The 18555-nt window shown below is 70.4% G+C and carries 15 protein-coding genes; 9 read left to right on the top strand and 6 right to left on the bottom strand.

From position 1 onward, the window contains the following. Positions 1-42: 42 nt before the first annotated feature. The 3 genes from MWM08_RS05805 to MWM08_RS05815 are packed head-to-tail and all read left to right on the top strand — an operon-like array spanning position 43 to position 5384. Positions 43-1683, top strand: coding sequence for a thiamine pyrophosphate-binding protein (locus tag MWM08_RS05805; protein WP_244458516.1), 1641 nt, complete (start codon positions 43-45; stop codon positions 1681-1683). Positions 1684-1692: 9 nt separating this feature from the next. Continuing rightward, positions 1693-3309: a hydantoinase B/oxoprolinase family protein gene (locus tag MWM08_RS05810; RefSeq protein WP_244458517.1), complete on the top strand. Its 1617-nt coding sequence runs from the start codon at positions 1693-1695 to the stop codon at positions 3307-3309. Further along, positions 3306-5384, top strand: coding sequence for a hydantoinase/oxoprolinase family protein (locus MWM08_RS05815; protein WP_244458518.1), 2079 nt, complete (start codon positions 3306-3308; stop codon positions 5382-5384). The genes MWM08_RS05810 and MWM08_RS05815 overlap by 4 nt, the downstream gene beginning before the upstream one ends. Here MWM08_RS05815 and MWM08_RS05820 read toward each other — a convergent pair. Both MWM08_RS05820 and MWM08_RS05825 read right to left on the bottom strand, forming a co-directional pair. Then, on the bottom strand, positions 5362-6084 hold the full coding sequence (locus MWM08_RS05820; protein WP_244458519.1) for a carboxymuconolactone decarboxylase family protein: 723 nt from the start codon (positions 6082-6084) through the stop codon (positions 5362-5364). The two genes, MWM08_RS05815 and MWM08_RS05820, sit on opposite strands and share 23 nt — an antisense overlap. Next, positions 6081-7454, bottom strand: coding sequence for an amidase (locus MWM08_RS05825; protein WP_244458520.1), 1374 nt, complete (start codon positions 7452-7454; stop codon positions 6081-6083). The genes MWM08_RS05820 and MWM08_RS05825 overlap by 4 nt, the downstream gene beginning before the upstream one ends. A gap of 171 nt (positions 7455-7625) precedes the next feature. Between MWM08_RS05825 and MWM08_RS05830 the strand changes: the two genes are divergently transcribed. The 5 genes from MWM08_RS05830 to MWM08_RS05850 are packed head-to-tail and all read left to right on the top strand — an operon-like array spanning position 7626 to position 13259. Next, positions 7626-9422, top strand: coding sequence for a peptide ABC transporter substrate-binding protein (locus MWM08_RS05830; RefSeq protein WP_244458521.1), 1797 nt, complete (start codon positions 7626-7628; stop codon positions 9420-9422). 10 nt (positions 9423-9432) lie between these two features. Then, a complete protein-coding gene (locus MWM08_RS05835; protein WP_244458522.1) occupies positions 9433-10392 on the top strand; it encodes an ABC transporter permease in 960 nt (319 codons plus the stop codon). Next, the gene (locus MWM08_RS05840) at positions 10358-11296 is read left to right on the top strand and encodes an ABC transporter permease (protein ID WP_244458523.1); all 939 of its coding nucleotides are present in this window, start codon (positions 10358-10360) and stop codon (positions 11294-11296) included. The genes MWM08_RS05835 and MWM08_RS05840 overlap by 35 nt, the downstream gene beginning before the upstream one ends. After that, a complete protein-coding gene (locus tag MWM08_RS05845; RefSeq protein WP_423816015.1) occupies positions 11293-12264 on the top strand; it encodes an ABC transporter ATP-binding protein in 972 nt (323 codons plus the stop codon). Before MWM08_RS05840 ends, MWM08_RS05845 begins: the two co-directional genes overlap by 4 nt. A gap of 20 nt (positions 12265-12284) precedes the next feature. Then, complete coding sequence (locus MWM08_RS05850) at positions 12285-13259, top strand: ABC transporter ATP-binding protein (protein WP_244458524.1); 975 nt, start codon at positions 12285-12287, stop codon at positions 13257-13259. A gap of 227 nt (positions 13260-13486) precedes the next feature. On the opposite strand, the gene gltA is transcribed toward MWM08_RS05850, so the two are convergent. The 4 genes from gltA to MWM08_RS05870 all read right to left on the bottom strand — a co-directional run bounded on the left by gltA (position 13487) and on the right by MWM08_RS05870 (position 17824). Further along, on the bottom strand, positions 13487-14758 hold the full coding sequence (gltA, locus tag MWM08_RS05855) for a citrate synthase (RefSeq protein ID WP_423816040.1): 1272 nt from the start codon (positions 14756-14758) through the stop codon (positions 13487-13489). A gap of 176 nt (positions 14759-14934) precedes the next feature. Beyond that, positions 14935-15489, bottom strand: coding sequence for a thermonuclease family protein (locus MWM08_RS05860; RefSeq protein WP_244458526.1), 555 nt, complete (start codon positions 15487-15489; stop codon positions 14935-14937). Between the two features lie 107 nt (positions 15490-15596). Next, a complete protein-coding gene (locus MWM08_RS05865) occupies positions 15597-17171 on the bottom strand; it encodes a CYTH and CHAD domain-containing protein (RefSeq protein WP_244458527.1) in 1575 nt (524 codons plus the stop codon). 2 nt (positions 17172-17173) lie between these two features. Continuing rightward, positions 17174-17824: a SixA phosphatase family protein gene (locus MWM08_RS05870; RefSeq protein ID WP_341482857.1), complete on the bottom strand. Its 651-nt coding sequence runs from the start codon at positions 17822-17824 to the stop codon at positions 17174-17176. On the opposite strand from MWM08_RS05870, the gene MWM08_RS05875 reads away from it, so the two are divergent. Beyond that, on the top strand, positions 17823-18545 hold the full coding sequence (locus tag MWM08_RS05875) for an SDR family NAD(P)-dependent oxidoreductase (RefSeq protein ID WP_244458529.1): 723 nt from the start codon (positions 17823-17825) through the stop codon (positions 18543-18545). The two genes, MWM08_RS05870 and MWM08_RS05875, sit on opposite strands and share 2 nt — an antisense overlap. Positions 18546-18555: the final 10 nt, after the last annotated feature.

An 18555-nucleotide genomic window follows, 5' to 3' on the forward strand; every position in this document is an offset into this window, starting at 1 on the left:
GCGGCGTCTTCACCCGCTGTTCGATCCGCGCGAGGATGCGGCATGAGCGAAGCCAGCCTGTGCGCCGATGCACCAGCCATCCCAACGCCCGCCAGCACGGCGGCCGCGCTGGTCGCGACACTCGCGACACGCGGCACGCGGCGCATCTGGGGCGTACCGGGCGGCGGTTCGTCGCTTGACCTGATCCGCGAGGCCGCGCCTGCCGGCCTGCACTTCGTGCTCTGCCGGCACGAGGGCAGCGCAGCCATGATGGCCACGGCCGATGCCGAGCTCTCCGGCGCGCCAGGCGTGGTGCTCACCACCAAGGGTCCGGGTCTGTCGAACGCGCTGAACGGCGTGAGCTGCGCGACGCTTGAACGCGCACCGGTGCTGCTGGTGAGCGATGGGTTCACGCCGTCGCAGACGGGTTGGATCACGCACCAGGTGTTCGACCAGCGCCTTGCGACCACGGCCTACGTGAAGGCCCATGCGCGGTGCGAGGGCGACGATCCGGGCGGTGAACTTAAAGCCCTGCTCGATGCCGCTTGCGCGCACCCGCGCGGAGCGGTGCATCTCGACCTGACGTCGGCGGCTGCCAAGCGCCCGGCGCGACGGACGGGGCATGGCGCGGCAAAGGCGCCACCACTGCCCGATATCGCGGCGCTGCGCGCCCGGCTCGCCGCGTCCCGGCGCCCCGTGATGCTGCTCGGACTCGAGGCGACAGAGGCCGCGCCCGGTGCCCGCGCCTTGGCCGAGGCCCTGGGCTGCCCCGTGCTGGTGACCTACAAGGCCAAGGGCGTGCTGCCCGATGCGCATCCGCAGCACGCCGGTATCTTCACCGGCGGTACCCTGGAAGCGCAGGTGGTCGGTGCCGCCGACCTCATCCTGCTGGTCGGCGCCGACCCCGTGGAGTTCATCCTCCAGCCCTGGCGCTACACCGCGCCGGTGGCCGAGATCGCTGCACGATCCTTCCCGGTGCACTACACACCGGTCGCGGTGGGCGCCTACGGGCCGGTCGATGCCATCGCCGCGGTGTTGGCCGCCGATGCGCAACGCTCCGCATGGACGACGGCCGAGATCGGCGCCCATCGCGCGGCGATGCGCGACGCCCTGGCCTGGCCCGCGGGCGGTGGTGGCGTCGCACCACCAAGGATCGTGCAGCTTGCTGCCGAGGCCGCGACGCGGGCCGGGCGCGATCCGCGCGCGAGCGTGGACGCCGGCGCGCACATGTTCTCCGCCACTGCCTTCTGGCCGTGTTCGCGCCCGCGCGACCTGCTGATCTCGAACGGCCTCGCGACCATGGGCTTCGCTCTGCCTGCGGGCATCGCCGCCGCGTTGCACGACCCGTCGCGCGGCGCCGTCGCCTTCACCGGCGATGGCGGGCTGATGATGTGCGTGGCCGAGTTGGCGACCGCTGCCGATCACGGCGCACGCCTGGTCACGATCGTATTCAACGATGGCGCCTTGTCGCTCATCGACGTGAAGCAGCAACAGCGGCAATTGCCGAGCGAAGGCGTGCGGTGGGGCCGCACCGACTTCGCGATGGTGGCCGAGGGCTTCGGCGCCCGCGGCTTCCGCGCGACGGACGAGACGACCTTGGCCGCCGCGCTCGACGCTGCCTTCGCGCATGACGGACCCTCGCTGGTCGATGTGCAGGTCGATCCCGCCGGGTATATGCAGCAACTCCAGGCGATGCGGGGCTAAGGACGATACATGGCAGGATTCACCGCGCTGAGCCTGGGCTCCGCCTGGAGCCGCGTTGCCGGGCTGATGGACGAGGCGGCGCAGAATTTCGTGCGCACATCGTTCTCCTCGGTCGTTCGTGACAACTGGGATATGGCGATCGGGCTGATGGACAGCGCGGGGCGACAGTTCGCGCAATCCTCACGATCCGTGCCGTCCTTCGTCGGCACGATGCCGGTCACGCTCGGGCACATGCTGGCGCGTATTCCACGCGAGAGCCTGCGCCCCGGCGACGTGCTGATCAGCAATGACGGCTACCTCGGCACCGGGCACCTGAACGACATCACCACCATCCGGCCGATCTTTCGCGAGGGACGTATCGCGGCCTGGATCGGCGGCACCTTCCATTCGACCGATATCGGCGGCGCGCCGTCGGTCGACGCGCGCGATGCCTGGGAGGAGGGGCTTACCATCCCGATCGCCCGCATCCTGAAGGGCGGCATCGAGAACGAAGACGTCATCGCTTTCCTCGAAGCCAACCTGCGCCAGCCCGACGAGACGCTGGGCGACATCCGCGCGCTGTTCGCTGTGTACGAGCAGGCCGAGTCACGCCTGTTCCGGATCGTGGCCGAGGAGGGCATCGCTGACATCGACGCACTCGCCGCCGAGATCTTCGCGCGCTCCGAACGCTCCATGCGCCAGGCTATCGCCGCCGCGCCGGACGGCGAGGTGACGGACCAGGTGACCTCCGACGGTTTCGAGCATCCCGTGACGATCCGTCTGCGCCTTGCGGTAAAGGGTGACGCGCTGACGCTCGATTTTACCGGCACCGATCCACAGATCGCCCGACCGGTAAACTCACCGCTGAATTTCTCGCGCGCCTATTCGCACTACGCGGTGAAATGCGCCTTCGATCCCGAGACCCCGAACAATGACGGCTGCTTCCGCCCGATCTCGTTGATTGCGCCCGAGGGCAGCATCGTCAACCCGCGCCGCCCCGCGCCGGTCTGGGGGCGACACCTGACCGGACACTACCTGCCGATCCTGGTGCTGGCCGCGCTCGGCAAGCTGATCCCAGACCGCGTCATCGCGGAATGCGGCAGCCCGCTCTGGAACTGCTACTTCACCGGCGAACAGGCTGATGGCCGCCGCTACGTCCGGATGTTCTTCATGAACGGCGGCCACGGCGCGCTGCCCATGCGCGATGGTCCCGCCTGCCTGTCCTTCCCCTCCAACGTCGCGACCCAACCGGTCGAACAGTTCGAGAACGCCGTGCCGATGCTGCTGACCGAGAAGCGCCTGATCCCGGATTCGGGTGGGGCAGGGCGGATGCGCGGGGGCCTCTCGCAGCGGCTGACATTCGAGGCAACCGGCCCGAAGCCCGTCACCGTGACCTATCGCCACGAACGCGTGCAGCACCCGCCCCGTGGCATTCTCGGCGGCCTGGCCGGACGTGCCGGTCGTGACCTGCTGAACGGCACGCCGGTCGCGGCCAAGGCTCGCGTCACGCTCGCACCCGGCGACCGCATCACCTTCGAGACCCCCGGCGGAGGCGGCCTCGGCCCACCCGCGGAACGCGACGCCGACGCCCTCGCGCGCGACATCGCCGAGGGCTACGTCACCGACGCGACAGTCTACCGCGCATGACCGCGGCACCCTTTCGCATCGGTGTCGACATCGGCGGCACCTTCACGGACTTCGTGCTGCTCGACACGCGCGACGGACACCTGCGCAATGGCAAGGTGCTGACGACGCCCGCCGCACCGGAGCAGGCGGTGCTCGTCGGCATCCGCCAGCTTCTCGACGCGCACGGCATCACCCCCGTCGAAGTCCAGCACGTCATCCACGGCACCACGCTGGTCGCCAACGCGCTGATCGAACGCCGCGGCGTGCCTACCGGCCTGATCACCACCGACGGATTCCGCGACGTGATCGAGATCGGCACGGAACTGCGGCACGACACCTACGACCTGTTCATGCGCGTGCCCGAGCCGCTGGTACCGCGTCGCCGCCGCGTCGAAATCCCCGAGCGCATCCTGCCTGATGGCGGCATCCACACGCCGCTCGACGAGGCCGCCGCGCGCGCCGCCGCGCGCGAGCTGGCGGCGCAGGGCGCACAGGCCGTCGCGATCTGCTTCCTGCACGCCTTCCGCAACCCCGCGCATGAACGCCGCATGGCGGAGATCATCGCCAAGGAAGCGCCAGGCCTGACGCTGTGCCTCTCCTCCGACGTGGTGCCTGAGATCGGCGAATACGAGCGCGCCTCCACCACGATCTGCAACGCGTATGTCCTGCCGGTGTTCCGCCGATACCTGACCCAGCTCGGCGACGGGTTGCGGGAACTTGGGCTTGCCGGACCGCTCTACCTGATGCTCTCGGACGGCGGCACGGTTGGCGAACAGACCGCTGCCCGCCACCCGATCCGCCTGGTGCAATCGGGCCCGGCCGGCGGCGTGCGCGCGACCGCGCTGTATGGTGCGGCGGCCGGCGCGTCTGACATCCTGTGCTTCGACATGGGCGGCACCACCGCCAAGGCCGCGCTGATCGAAGCGGGCGAGCCGCTGCGCAGCCTCGACTTCGAAGTCGCGCGCGTTGATCGCTTCCGCAAGGGCAGCGGCCTGCCGCTCAAGGTGCCGGTGATCGAGATGATCGAGATCGGCGCCGGCGGCGGTTCCATCGCGCAGGTCGATCGGCTCGGCCTGATCCGCGTGGGGCCCGAGAGCGCGTCCTCCGATCCTGGCCCGGCCTGCTACGGCTTGGGCGGTACGCGCCCGACCGTGACCGATGCGGACCTGGTGCTGGGCTACCTTGGCGCGGGCAGCTTCCTCGGTGGCGACATGCGGCTCGATGTCGCGGCGGCGGAGCGCGCGCTGCGCGAACACCTGGCCGCACCGCTCGGCCTGTCGGTGGTGGAAGCCGCCTGGGCGCTGCACGAAACGGTCAATGGCAACATGGCGCAGGCCGCGGCGATCCATGCGCTCGAGAAGGCGCGGCGGATCGAAGCCTTCACCATGGTGCCGATCGGCGGCGCGGGACCAGTCCATGCGGCGCAGGTCTGCCGCAAGCTCGGCATCGCGCGGCTGGTCGCGCCGGCCGGCGCGGGTGTCGCCTCTGCTTTCGGCTTCCTGGCATCGCCGATCTCCTTCGCCTTCGTGCGCGGTTGGGTGGCGCCGCTGGCGTCGCTCGACTTCGATGGGCTGCACGCCATGGTCGGCGCGATGGAGGCCGAGGGTCTCGCGATGCTGGCCGAGGCCGGCGTACCGGCGGCCGCGGCGACGCGCCGCGTGATCGGTGCCATGCGCTACGCGGGCCAGGGCTTCCAGGTGGAGGCCGAACTCCCCGCCGCCTCGATCGCCACCGGGGATCGGGACGCGCTGCGCGCCGCCTTCGAACGCCAGTACTTGCAGCAATACGGGCGCACGGAATCCGCCCTCCCGGTGGAGTGCGTCTCCTGGCAGGTGATCATGGCCGGCCCCGTGCCGGTGGTGGCGACGGCCACGCCGGCGCCAGCCGGTGCCAGCGCCGCGCCGCGCCTCCGCCCAGCCTACTTCGCCGAGGCGGGTGGCTTCGTCGAAACGCCGGTGATCGACCGCGCCAGCCTGCGCCCAGGCGATCGCGTCACCGGCCCCGCGCTGATCGAGGAGCGCGAGAGCACGCTTGTGCTGCCCCCGCGCACGGAGGCCGTCGTCGATACCGCGCTCAACCTGGTGGTGACGCTGTAGGCGCCACGAAGGCGCCCTGGCCCGGTGTCTCGGCCCAGGCGCGGAAGGCGGCCGAAGGCGTCACGCGCCCGTCCTGCATCAGGCGCAGCCACACCGCGGTCGCGCGCACGAAGGGATTCACGCCGCGCGGCCAGATCGCAAGGCTCATCGCCTCAGCCAACTGCGTCTCCGGCACGCCGGCGGCATAGGCAGCCTCGATCTCCGCCGCCAGGCCCCAGGGTTCGTCGCAGGCGGTCTGAACCGCTACCAGCGCAAGCCGTGCCGTCGCTTCGTCGATCGGCGACCCGGCGATCAGCGCGCTTGCTCCGGCGCGGTATTCGGCAGCGAGGTCCAGCCCGCGCAACTGCCCCTGCCAGTTCGCCGCCAGCGTCGCGTAGCGCGCCGCTCCACCCGCCCACGCCGCCAGGCGGAATACGGTGGCGGCCTCGCCCTCGGTCCCGCCGGTCGTCCGGAAGCGATGCAGGTGGTGCGTGCCGACCGGTTCGCGGCAGGCGGCCAGGATCGCGAGCCACACCACCTCCTTCGCATGGGGCGGCAGGTGATGGTCGTCCAGGGTCAGCGCGCGGTACATTGCCTCGTAGGCCGCGTGAAGGTCCGGTAGCGCCGCGGCCATCGCACCGTGATGCGGCAGCACGAAGCCGCGCGCGGCGCGGATCTCGGCCAGCCGCGCGCGGACCTCTCCGGCGCTCGGCGGCGTCATGCGACGACCGGCGGGATGGTCTCCAGCATCCAGCGGGCGATGGCGGTGGCCTGCGCGTCCATCTCCACCTGCGCCATCACCTGGATGCCCATCGGCATGCCGCCGACCGTGGTCAGCGGGATGGTGACCGCCGGCGCGCCGATGCCCGAACTCGGTGTGTTGAACACCGCATCTCCAGTCGGCCGGGGCACCAGCGTCTGGCCGGGTACGTCGCCGGCCCACAGCGGCGCCGGCCCCGGCGAGGCCGGCGCGATCAGCGCATCTACCACGGGCGCGAGCGCTGCGTGGCGGCGGCGGACTTCCTCGCGTTGCAGCAGCCGAAGGCGGTAGTCCTCGGGCGTCATGCGCTCGGCTGCGGCCAGCACGGCGCGCGATCGCGCGCTGATCGCGTTCTCGTCTTGCGCGACGAGGTTGCGGAACAGCCAGTGGTTCTCCCAGCCGGTGATGGCGCTGGTCATGGCCTGCACGCCGACCAGCGCGGCCTCGAAGGCGTCGAGCATCGGATGGTCGGTGCGGCGCAGAACCGTGACGCCGGCGGCGCGCAGCCTGTCCACGACCTGCTCGAAGGCCCTCTTGCTGGCGGGGTCGAGCGCGCCCCAGCCCTCGGTCTCCATCACGCCGAGCACGGCGGGCCTGCGCGCGGGTGGTGGCGTCGGCGGGCCGACCAGGCCCGGGCGGCCCGGATCGCCGCCGGCGCGGCGCGCGATCTCGATCGCGACCTGCCACATGTCCTCGATGCTGCCGGCATGGACGCCGGTGGTGCTCATGCTGGTCGCCTGGCGCTCGCCGCGGTTGAGGCCGCCCTGGGTCGGCTTCAGCGCGACGTTGCCGCAATAGGAGGCCGGGCGGATGACCGACCCGCCGACCTGGGTGCCGAGCGCGGCGGGCACCATGCCCGCGCCCACCGCCGCCGCCGAGCCCGAGGACGACCCGCCGGGCGTGCGCCGCTGGTCGAAGGGATTGGTGGTCGGCCCCGGATGCGCGCCGCCGAGTTCGGTGGTGACCGTCTTGCCCAGCACCACCGCACCCGCCTGGCGCAGCGCCCACACCGCGGCATTGTCGCGCCGCGGGAAGTTCCCGCGATAGGCGGGGCAGCCCATCTGCGTGGGCATGTCGCGCGTCTCGAGCAGATCCTTGATGCCGACCGGCATGCCATCGATCGCTGACAGCGCGCGCCCGTCGCGCCAGCGCTGCGTGCTGGCATCCGCGGCCTCGCGCGCCGCGGTCTCGTTCGTCACCACCCAGGCGCGCACCACCGGTTCGCGCGCGGCCATGGTCTCGAGGCAGCGCTCGAGATAGGCGCGCGGCGTGTCCGTGCCGCCGGCGAATCGATGGGTTGCATCGTGGAAGGTGAGGGCAGCGTCGATCATCGGGCGTTCCTGCTGTGTTTCCGGGCATTCAGCGACCATAGCCCGGGCATGTCCAGGCCACGTCGGCTTCCCGTTGCGCACAAGCCTCTGGCGTTCCCCCCCGTTTCCACGGCACCCTGGGCCCAGGGTCAGGCAAAGACGCCGCAAGGCGACGACTGGGAGCAGATGGGAATGAACGAAGACGATCTCCGCGGCCTTATCGGGCGTGTGAAGAACGGCAGCCTGTCACGGCGCGGCTTCGTGAGGCGGCTGGCCGCGGTCGGTCTGACTGCGCCCATGGCCACGCAGATCCTCGCGATCGCAGGCGCGGCGCCGGCGGGCGCGCAGTCGGTCCCCGCCTACCGCCCGACCCGGCGCGGCGGCGGCGGCGCGCTGAAGGTGCTGTACTGGCAGGCTTCGACGCTGCTGAACCCTCACTTCGCCTCCGGCACCACCAACCAGGATTCGAGCCGCGTCTTCTATGAACCGTTGGCCGGCTGGGCCTCCGACGGGACGCTGGTACCGATCCTCGCGGCTGAAATTCCCTCGCGCGAAAATGGCGGCCTGGCGGAGGACGGGCGCTCCGTCACCTGGAAGCTGAAGCGCGGCGTGAAGTGGCACGACGGGCAGGACTTCTCGGCCGACGACGTGGTGTTCAACTGGGAATATGCGCGCAGCCCGGGTGTCGCGGCCGTGACGTCGGGTTCCTATCGCGACGTCAACGTCTTGAAGGTCGATGACCACACGGTGCGCGTGGAGTTCCAGCAGCCGACGCCGTTCTGGGCGGATGCCTTCGTGGGCGGCACAGGCCAGATCATCCCGCGTCACCTGTTCAAGGACTTCGCCGGGCCGAATGCGCGCGACGCCCCCACCAACCTGCGCCCGGTCGGCACCAGCGCCTACAAGTTCGTCTCCTTCGCGCCGGGCGACACGCTACGGGCCGAAAACTTCGCCAACTATCACATGGACAACCGCCCGTATTTCGACACGCTCGAGATCAAGGGCGGTGGCGACGCGGTCTCGGCCGCGCGCGCCGTGCTGCAGACGGGCGACTACGACTACGCCTGGAACATGCAGGTCGAGGACGAGATCCTGAAGCGCCTCGAGGCCGCCAACCGCGGCAAGGTGAACATCGTCGAGGGCGGCGGCATCGAGTTCGTGCAGCTCAACGCCACCGACCCGAACCGCGAGGTGGATGGCGAGCGGTCCCACATCAGCACGCAGCACCCGGCCTTCCGCGACCCCGCGGTGCGCCAGGCGATGGCGCTGCTGATCGACCGCAACGCGCTCGAGCAATTCATCTACGGCCGCGGTGGCCCGGCGACGGCAAACTTCCTGAACAACCCGCCGCGCTTCCGCTCGGAGAACATGCGCTTCGAGTTCAGCATCCAGAAGGCGAACGAGATCCTGGACGCCGCCGGCTGGGTCCGCGCGCGCGACGGCATCCGTGCGAAGGACGGCGTGCGGCTGCGCTTCGTCTACCAGACTTCGGTGAACGCGCCGCGCCAGCGCACCCAGGCGATCTACAAGCAGGCGGCGCAGCGCGCAGGCATCGACCTCGAGCTGAAGTCGGTCACGGCCTCGGTGTTCTTCTCGTCGGATGTCGCCAACCCCGACACCTACACCAAGCTCTACGCCGACATGCAGATGTACACGACCACCATGCCGCAGGCCGACCCCGAGCGGTTCATGAACCAGTACGTCTCCTGGGAGGTCTCGACCAAGGCGAACAACTGGCAGGGCCGCAACATCGTCCGTTGGCGCAGCGAGGAATACGACCGCATCTTCCGCGAGTCGCAGGGCGAACTCGACCCCATCAAGCGCGCCGCGATGTTCGTGCGCATGAACGACCTGGTGGTGGGGTCGAACCACATCATCCCGCTGGTGCGCCGGCCGACGGTCAGCGCCAGCCTCAACAACCTCCGCCATGTGCTGAGCGCCTGGGATCTCACCATGTGGTACCTGAACGACTGGTATCGCGAGACCTGATGCGCCGCGCGTGACGCAGTACCTCATCCGGCGCCTGCTGATTGCGATCCCGAGCCTGCTCGGGATCAGTGTGGTGCTGTTCACCGTGCTGGCGCTGGCACCAGGCGATCCGTTCGAGGAGCTGGCGACCAACCCCGCCATTCCGCCGGATGTGCGGGCGAATCTGCGCGCGAGCCTCGGCCTCGATGACCCGGTGCACCAGCGCTACCTGAACTGGCTGTTCGCGATGCTGCGGGGCGAATGGGGCTATTCCTTCGTCAGCCGCGTGAACGTCGACCAGCTGATTCTGCAGCGCCTGCCGACGACGATCATCGTGATCGGCGCGGCGCAGCTGCTCGCGCTGGCAGTGGCGCTGCCGGTGGGTGTGTACGCCGCGACGCGCCCTTATTCGCTGTTCGACAAGATCGCGAACACACTGGCCTTCGTGGGCTTCTCGCTGCCCACCTTCTTTACCGGGCTGCTGCTGATCCTGCTGTTCTCCATCACGCTCGACTGGCTGCCCTTCGTCTATCGCGCGCAGATCGATGCGACGGGCTGGCGGTGGTGGTGGGAACACATCCGCCAATCCATCATGCCGGTGCTGGTGCTGGGGTTGTTCCAAGGGGCCGCGCTGGTGCGCTTCGTGCGATCGGCGGTGCTCGACGTGATCCGCCTGGACCACGTGACCACGGCGCGCGCCAAGGGCCTGCCGGAGAGCACCGTCACCCTCAAGCACGTCGTGCGCAACGCGATGATCCCGGTGGTGACGCTGGTCGCGCTGCAGATGCCCATCGTCTTCGGCGGCGCCATCGTGACCGAGCAGATCTTCCGCATCCCGGGCATCGGGTCGCTGCTGATCACCGCCATCCTGGCCAACGACACGCCGGTGATCATGGCCGTCACCTTCGTCTTCGCCTGCCTGGTCATCCTGTTCAACCTGATCGCGGACGTGTTGTATGGCTGGCTCGATCCCCGCATCAGCTACCGCTAGCGCCTCCGCCGCGGCCGCGCCGCGCGTCGGGCCCTGGCGGGAGGCGTGGCGCCGTTTCCGCAAGCACCGCCTCGCGGTAGTCAGCCTGGTCATCCTCGCCACGCTGGTGCTTGCCGTTCTCGTCGGGCCCTTCGTATGGCGCGTGCCGATCGACGAGATCGACTTCACCGCGCGCCTGCAGGGACCGTCCTGGGACCACCCGATGGGCACCGACGACCTCGGCCAGGACATGCTCGCACGCGTGCTCTATGGCGGGCGCATCTCGCTCGCGGTCGGCTTCGCGGCCATGATGGTCGCGATCTTCGTGGGCGTGCTGGTGGGTGCCGTGGCCGGCATGGCCGGCGGGCGCGTCGATGCCGGGTTGATGTGGCTGACCGACCTGTTCCTGTCGCTGCCGCAGTTGCCGCTGCTGCTCCTGATCATCTACCTGTTCCGCGATGCATTGACCCAGGTCGTGGGGCCCGAACTTGGCGTCTTCATCCTGATCGTGATCATCATCGGTGGCTTCAACTGGATGCAGGTGGCGCGACTTGTGCGCGCGCAGTTCTTCTCGCTCCGCGAAAAGGAATTCGTCGAAGCCGCACGCGCGCTGGGCGCCTCCCGCCTGCGCCTGGTGCTGCGCCACATCCTGCCCAACGCCATGGGCCCCGTGATCGTCGCGGCCACCATCGACATCGCAGCCGCAATCATCGCCGAGAGCACGCTCTCCTTCCTCGGCCTCGGCTTCCCGCCCGACGTGCCGACCTGGGGGCGGCTGCTGTTCGACGCGAAGGACAACCTCGATTTCGCGCCGCACTGGGCGATCTTTCCCGGGGCGATGATCTTCCTGACCGTGCTGTCGATCAACTTCATCGGCGATGGGCTGCGCGACGCCTTCGACCCGCGCCGGGTGATCGCCTCGTGAGCGAACCGCTGCTCGCCATCCGTGGCCTCAAGGTCCATTTCTCGACCGATGACGGCATGGTCCGCGCGGTGGACGGCGTGGATATTTCCGTCGATCGTGGTGAGACGGTCTGCGTGGTGGGTGAATCCGGCTGCGGCAAGACCGTCACGGCGATGACGGTTCTCAAGCTCATCGCCATGCCGCCCGGGCGTATCGTGGCCGGGCAGATCCTGTGGCAGGGCCGCGACCTCGTGCCGCTCAAGCCCGAGGAGATGCGATCGATCCGCGCCAAGCAGATCGCGATCGTCTTCCAGGAACCCATGACCTCGCTCAACCCGGTCTATACCGTGGGCGACCAGATCGCCGAGGTTGTGCGCTACCAGGAAGGGCTGTCGCGCCGCGCCGCTTTCGACCGCGCGAAGGAGATGCTTGCACTCGTCAACATTCCCAACGCATCGCGCCGCGCGTCGGACTACCCGCATCAGTTCTCCGGCGGCATGCGCCAGCGCGTGATGATCGCCATGGCGCTTTCGTGCAACCCGCAACTGTTGATCGCGGACGAGCCCACCACCGCGCTCGACGTGACCATCCAGGCGCAGATCCTGGACCTGCTGGCCGAGATGAAGGACCGGCTCGGCATGGCGGTGATGCTCATCACCCACGCCATGGGCGTGGTGGCCGAAGTCGCGCAGCGCGTGGTCGTCATGTACGCCGGCAAGGTGGTCGAAGAAGCGCCGGTGCGCGAACTGTTCGGCAATCCGCGCCACCCCTACACGCAGGGGCTGATCCGATCGATCCCGCGCCTCGATCTCGCGGCGACGCAGCACCGGCGGCTCGAAGCCATCCCCGGCACCGTGCCGCAGTTGCTCAACCCGCCGGCCGGCTGCCGCTTCGCCGCACGCTGCCGCTTCGCCACCGACGCCTGCACAGCGGCCGAGCCGCCGCTGCGCGAGGTCGCCCCCGGCCACAAGGTGGCCTGCATCCTGTGAGCGCCGCGAAGGACACTGGCATGGCCGAGCCGCTGCTCTCGGTGCGCAACCTGGTCAAGCGCTTCCCCGTGCGTGGCGGCATCCTGCGCCGCGTGGTCGACCAGGTGCACGCGGTTGACGGCGTCGGCTTCGACCTCGCCGCCAGCGAGACGCTGGGCCTGGTCGGCGAATCCGGCTGCGGCAAGTCCACCACCGGGCGCTGCATCCTGCGCCTGATCGAACCCACCTCGGGCGAGGTGCGCTTCGAGGGCCGCGACGTGCGCGCGCTGGCGGGCGGCGACCTCGCGGCCATCCGCCGCGACATGCAGATCATCTTCCAGGACCCCTTCGCCTCGCTGAACCCTCGCATGACTGTGGGGGCGATCATCGGGGAGGCGCTCGAGATCCATCACCTCGCGCGCAACCGCCGCGAACGGGAGGCGAAGGTCGCGGACCTGCTGGAGACCGTGGGCCTGCGTCCCGACCACATGTCGCGCTTCCCGCATGAATTCTCGGGCGGGCAGCGCCAGCGCATCGGCATCGCGCGCGCGCTCGCGGTCTCGCCCAAGCTGATCATCTGCGACGAGCCGGTCAGCGCGCTGGATGTCTCGATCCAGGCGCAGGTCATCAACCTGCTCGAGGACCTGCAGGAGAAGTTCGGCCTCTCCTACCTGTTCATCGCGCACGACCTGTCGGTGGTGGAGCACATCTCGGACCGCGTGGCGGTGATGTATCTCGGCCGCATCGTCGAGCTCGCGCCCGCCCGCGACCTGTATGCCGAGCCTCTGCATCCGTATACCGAGGCGCTGCTCTCGGCCGTGCCCATCCCCGACCCGACGTTGAAGCGCCAGCGCATCCGCCTGCAGGGCGACCTGCCGAGCCCGATGAACCCGCCGCCAGGCTGCCACTTCCACACCCGCTGCCCGATCGCCGAGAAGGGCCTGTGCGACACCAAAGTGCCGGAATTCCGCGAGGCCCGGCCCGGGCATTGGGTGGCGTGCCACAAGCGGGGGTGAGGTGCGGCGAGAGGGGCTTTGCCCCTCTCGTCCTCTCCCCACCAAAGGCCTAAAGGCCTCTGGACACCATCACTTCAGTGGCCGGTTGGAGAAAGGGGCGCGGAGCGACTGCCGAATGCCGATGGCGCGTGAAGCCCCTTACTCCAACCGGCCATCTAAAGGGTTCCAAGGGCCCTTAGGCCTTTGGCGGGGTGGTCCGGAGGGGCAGAGCCCCTCCGGTGCGCGCCTCACCCGCGCTTGTCCATCGCCACGAAATCGCGCGCCGCCGCACCGGTGTAGATCTGGCGCGGCCGCCCGATGCGCTGCGACGGATCCTCGATCAGTTCCTTCCACTGGCTGACCCAGCCCACGGTGCGCGCCACCGCGAACAGCACGGTGAACATGTGCGTGGGGATGCCCATCGCCTTCAGGATGATGCCCGAATAGAAGTCCACGTTCGGGTACAGCTTGCGGCTGATGAAGTAGTCGTCGGTCAGCGCGATCCGCTCCATCTCGATCGCCATGTCGAGCAGCGGCTCGTTCTTGATGCCGAGCTCGGCCAGCACCTCGTGGCAGGTCTCCTTCATGATCTTCGCGCGTGGGTCGAAGTTCTTGTAGACCCGATGGCCGAAGCCCATGAGCTTGGTGTGGGAGTTCTTGTCCTTCACCTCGCTGATGAAGTGCGGGATGTTCTCCGGGCTGCCGATCTCGGCGAGCATCTTCAGCACCGCCTCGTTCGCACCACCATGCGCCGGGCCCCACAGGGCCGCGATGCCGGCGGCGATGCAGGCGAAGGGATTGGCGCCGGTGGACCCCGCCAGGCGCACGGTCGAGGTCGAGGCGTTCTGCTCGTGGTCCGCATGCAGGATCAGGATGCGGTCCATGGCGCGCGCCAGGATCGGGTTGCTGACGTAGGGCTCCGCCGGCACGGCGTTGAGCATGTACAGGAAGTTTTCCGCGTAGGTCAGGTCGTTGCGCGGATACATGAACGGCTGGCCGATCGAATACTTGTAGGCCCAGGCCGCGATGGTCGGCACCTTCGCGATCAGCCGGAACGCCGCGATCTCGCGCGCGCGCGGATCGTTGATGTCGAGGTTGTCGTGGTAGAAGGCGGCCAGTGCGCCGACCACGCCGCACATCACCGCCATCGGGTGGGCGTCGCGGCGGAAGCCCTCGAAGAAGCGCCGCAGCTGCTCGTGCAGCATGGTGTGGTAGGTGACGCCCTTGTGGAACTCGTCGTACTGCGCGGCATTCGGCAGGTCGCCGTTCAGCAGCAGGTAGCAGACCTCGAGGAAGGACGAATTTTCCGCCAGCTGCTCGATCGGGTAGCCGCGGTACAGCAGCACGCCCTCGTCGCCGTCGATGTAGGTGATGGTGCTCTCGCAGGATGCGGTGGCGCCATAGCCGGGGTCGAAGGTGAAGATGCCGAGCTCGCCATACAGCTTGCGGATGTCGGCGACGCGCGGCCCCAAGGTTCCCCCCAGCAGCGGAAGCGTCGTGCTCTTGTTGGAGCCCTCCATCGTGACAGTGATGGCGCCTGCGGGCTTGCTGGTCATGCGGAACTTCCTCAAGTGGCCCGGCCATGGCGCACGCCGCCCGGCCGAATGGTGCGGTGCACGATAAGGCGCTGTCCGCGGGCTTGGCAAACGACAAGCCGGTGGCGCGGCGACCACGCGCCGCAACCCCGTCCGCAGCGTCAGTTCCGGCTGCGCCAGGCAGGCGGCGCGCCTGCCGCATTCGCCCAAAGGCCCTGCGCCGTCTGGCGCGCCATGGCTTCCTGGCCCCGCAGCGCGCTGCTCGTGGCCACCGCGAAGCCGCCGCCCACCAGCGCGCGATTGAGGTCCGCGCCAGCCGCGTCGCACTGACCAAGACCGCGGCCGAAGCTGTCCTGACCGACGATACGGCAGGCCACGGGCCGCCCGGACACCAATCGGGTCAGCGCCGCGGCCGCGGCGCCACCGCAGTCGAAGGCCTCGCCCGACGCCGACCGGCACGCCTCGCCGCGGGCCGGCGCCGAAATGCCATCCAGCCGCACGATCCGTTCGCCCAGGCCGATCGTCTCGCCGTCGACGATGCGGATGGCCTGCGCCTCGGCCCGCCAGCTGCGGTCGGACGGGGCGGACCCGAACAGGTTCGATGGCAAAGCCACGCCCAGCACCACGGGCGTGGCGATGGCGGCGGACAGCAGCAGCGCTGCTCCACCGAAGCGCGGGCGGGCGCGGCGGCCCTTGAATATGCGTCGTCGTTCCAACACGCGCGGATCGTTAGACCGACCTTGAACCGCCTGCAACCGCCGGAAGCAGCCAGGGACGAAACGTCGCGGCGCACCCAATCGACGAAAAGGTTAAGGAACTACGCCTAATCGCCTGTCCAAAAACGATCCTTGCCGCCCAGGCGCCGCCAAGCCCGCAGCGCATCGTCGCGGTGTTCCAGGACCCGGGCCTCGCACCAGCCCTCGACCACGCCCACGGCCCAGGCGCGTCCGGCACCTGGCGTGCCCAGCGCCTGCGCCAGGCTCCGCGCCACCGCGGCATCGTTGGCGATCCCGAGGCCGTCCTGCAGCTTCGCCAGCCGCCGCAGGAAGCGGCTGGCGCGTCTGGCGTCGAACAACGGGGCAAAGACCTCGGCCGCGTAGCGTAGGCGCTTGCCGTCCAGCCGGAGCTCATGGAGTTCCTCGGCGGAGCGGGTCTCGAAATCGGCCCCCGCGCGGCGCAGCCTGGCCCAGCGCCGGTCCAGCACGGCGCGGCCGAAGGAGCGGGCGGGCATTTCCAAGGCTTCGATCCGCGCGGCCTCGGCGCCCACGCGCCAGGGCCGTCCGAGCAGCACGCCCAGCGCATCGATCAGCAGCAGCCGCCAGCCGGGGGCCGCGACCAAGGCCAGCGCGGCGTCGTAGGCGGCGGTCCGACGTGCTGCCGCGGCCCGCAGCAGGCCCGCCACGCGCGCATCGTCGGGAAAGGCGTCGCCGATCTCCTGCCCGATGCCCGCCAGGAACACATCCCAGTCGCGCGCCGGGCCCAGGATGCCGACCACCTCGCGCAGTCGTGCATCCAGGCTGCGCAGCGCCGCGTCGTCTGTGACGTTGCGGAACACCCGCAGCACCGATCGCAGGCGGCGCAACGCGACGCGGCTCTGGTGTACCGGCTCGGGCCCACCATCGTGGCGGATGCGGGCCGCCTGCTGATGCAGTGCCTCGAGCAGGTGGCCGACGGCGCGCAGGAAGGCGTCCTCGACGCTGGTCGCGGCCGCGGTGTCGGGCTGGCCCAGGCGATGCGGCCGGGCGCGCGCGCCGACGGCCATCGCACGGGCGTCCTCCGCCATGGTCGTGAGCGGCGGGGCCAGCGGCAGTTCGGCCGCGAGGCCGCGCGCCGCCGCGATCACGGCCGGCAGCGGCCCGGAGAGCACGACGCGCGCGACAGGGCGTTCGGCGGCCACGCTGCGTAGTCGCCCGGCCAGGATCTCGATGCCGACGACGCCCTCGGCCAGCGTCAGGCTCAGGCTGTGTCGGCGGCCGGTAAAGGCCGCCACCGCGACCAGCGGCGCGTCATCGGCCAGTTCGGGCGCTTCGCTGCCTTCGGGCAGCGGTTCGGCACCCACCGGCTGGCCCGGGTGCCACGCGGCGCCGGGCAGGGGCACCAGGTGGCGCAGCACGCGCAACCCGCGCCGCGGCGCCTCCAGGATCAGCCCCTGTTCGGCGAGCCGCCCCTCCGCCGTGTCGGACCAGATGATCTCGGCCACCGTGCCGCGCGTGCGACCGCCGCGATGGGCGCGCACGAAGGCAAGGCGCGCCAGCCGCCCGGCCGCGGCCTCGGGCAGCGAGAATTCCAGTGTCACGGTCGCGGGGGCCGCCGGCGTGCCGGGCAGGGTAACCGCGGGTGTCTCGGTCTCGGCCTCGGCGATCGGGGATCGGCTCGCCGGGGCTGCGGCGGCGGGCATGGTCAGATGGCCATTTCCGGCAGGTCCGCCGGGGCCAGGAACCTGACAAGCCGTCCGCCGCCCTCCGCCAGGTCGTGCCAGGGGGTGGCGATGCCGAACTCGGCCAGGGCGCAGGTCGGGAAGCCATCGGCGATACGCCGCGCCGCGGCTGCCGTGCCGCCGGTCATGCCCGCGGCACCGACCAGCGCCAGTGCCAGGTCCTGCAGGCCGGGGTTGTGGCCGATCAGCATGACGCTGCGTGCCGTCTCGGGCGCGCGGCGAAGCAGGTCGAGCAGCCGCGGCCAGGGCGCCAGGTACAGGTCGTCCATGGGTTCGACCAGCGGGCTGTCGGGGAAGGGGGCGATCGCCTCCAGCGTCTGCAGCGTGCGGCGCGCCGAACTCACCAGCACGACATCCGGCGCCAGCCCCAGGTCGCTCATTGCCGCGGCCATGGCCTGCGCGGCGCGCCGCCCGCGGGCATTCAGGGGCCGCGCATGGTCCGGGAGCGAGGGATCGTCCCAGGATGATTTCGCATGCCGAAGGAGGAGAAGCTGCCGCATCGCACCGCATCCTGCCACGGCGCGCGGCCGCTGTCGCGCCCGCCCGGTGCCCCTCGCGCCTGCGCCGTCCGGCCCCATCTGGGGCGAACCCTTGTGACGGACGGACCAAGACATGACGGATACGATCCTGGTGGTGGGTGCCACCGGCGCGGTAGGCGCCGCGCTGGCGCGCCGTTGCGCGGCGCGCGGGGCGCGGCTGGTTCTGGTGGCGCGCGACCATGCCCGGCTGGCGGCGCTGGCGGCGGACCTGCCGGGCAGCCTGGCGGTCCCGGCGGATGCGACGGACCCCGCGGCGCTGCGCGCGGCCGTCGCCGCGGCGGGTCCGTCGGTCGCGGGCCTGGCCTACTGTGTCGGGTCGATCGCGTTGAAGCCGCTGAAGCGGGCCACCGAGGCCGATTTCCTCGATGCTTTCCGTCTGAACGCGCTGGGCGCCGCCCTGGCCGTGCAGGCGGCGCAGGATGCGCTGGCCGCCGCGCGCGGGTCTGTCGTGCTGTTTTCGACCATTGCCGCGCGCGCCGGCTTCCCCAACCATACCGCCATCGCCGCCGCCAAGGGGGCGGTCGAGGGGCTGACCGTGGCACTGGCCGCCGAACTGGCGCCGGTGCGGGTGAACTGCATCGCCCCCTCGCTCACCCGCAGCGCCATGGCGGCGCCGCTGATCGGGAACCCGCAGATGGCCGAGGCGATCGCCAAGCAGCACCCCATCCCGCGCCTCGGCGAGGGCGAGGATTCCGCCGCGCTCGCGGATTTCCTGCTGTCCGATGCAGCCGGCTGGATCACCGGCCAGGTGATGGCGGTCGATGGCGGGCGGTCCACCGTCCGCACCCGCGGCTGATGCACCGGCG

The sequence above is a fragment of the Roseomonas fluvialis genome (assembly GCF_022846615.1).
In the GTDB taxonomy this organism is placed as follows: Bacteria; Pseudomonadota; Alphaproteobacteria; order Acetobacterales; family Acetobacteraceae; genus Neoroseomonas; species Neoroseomonas fluvialis.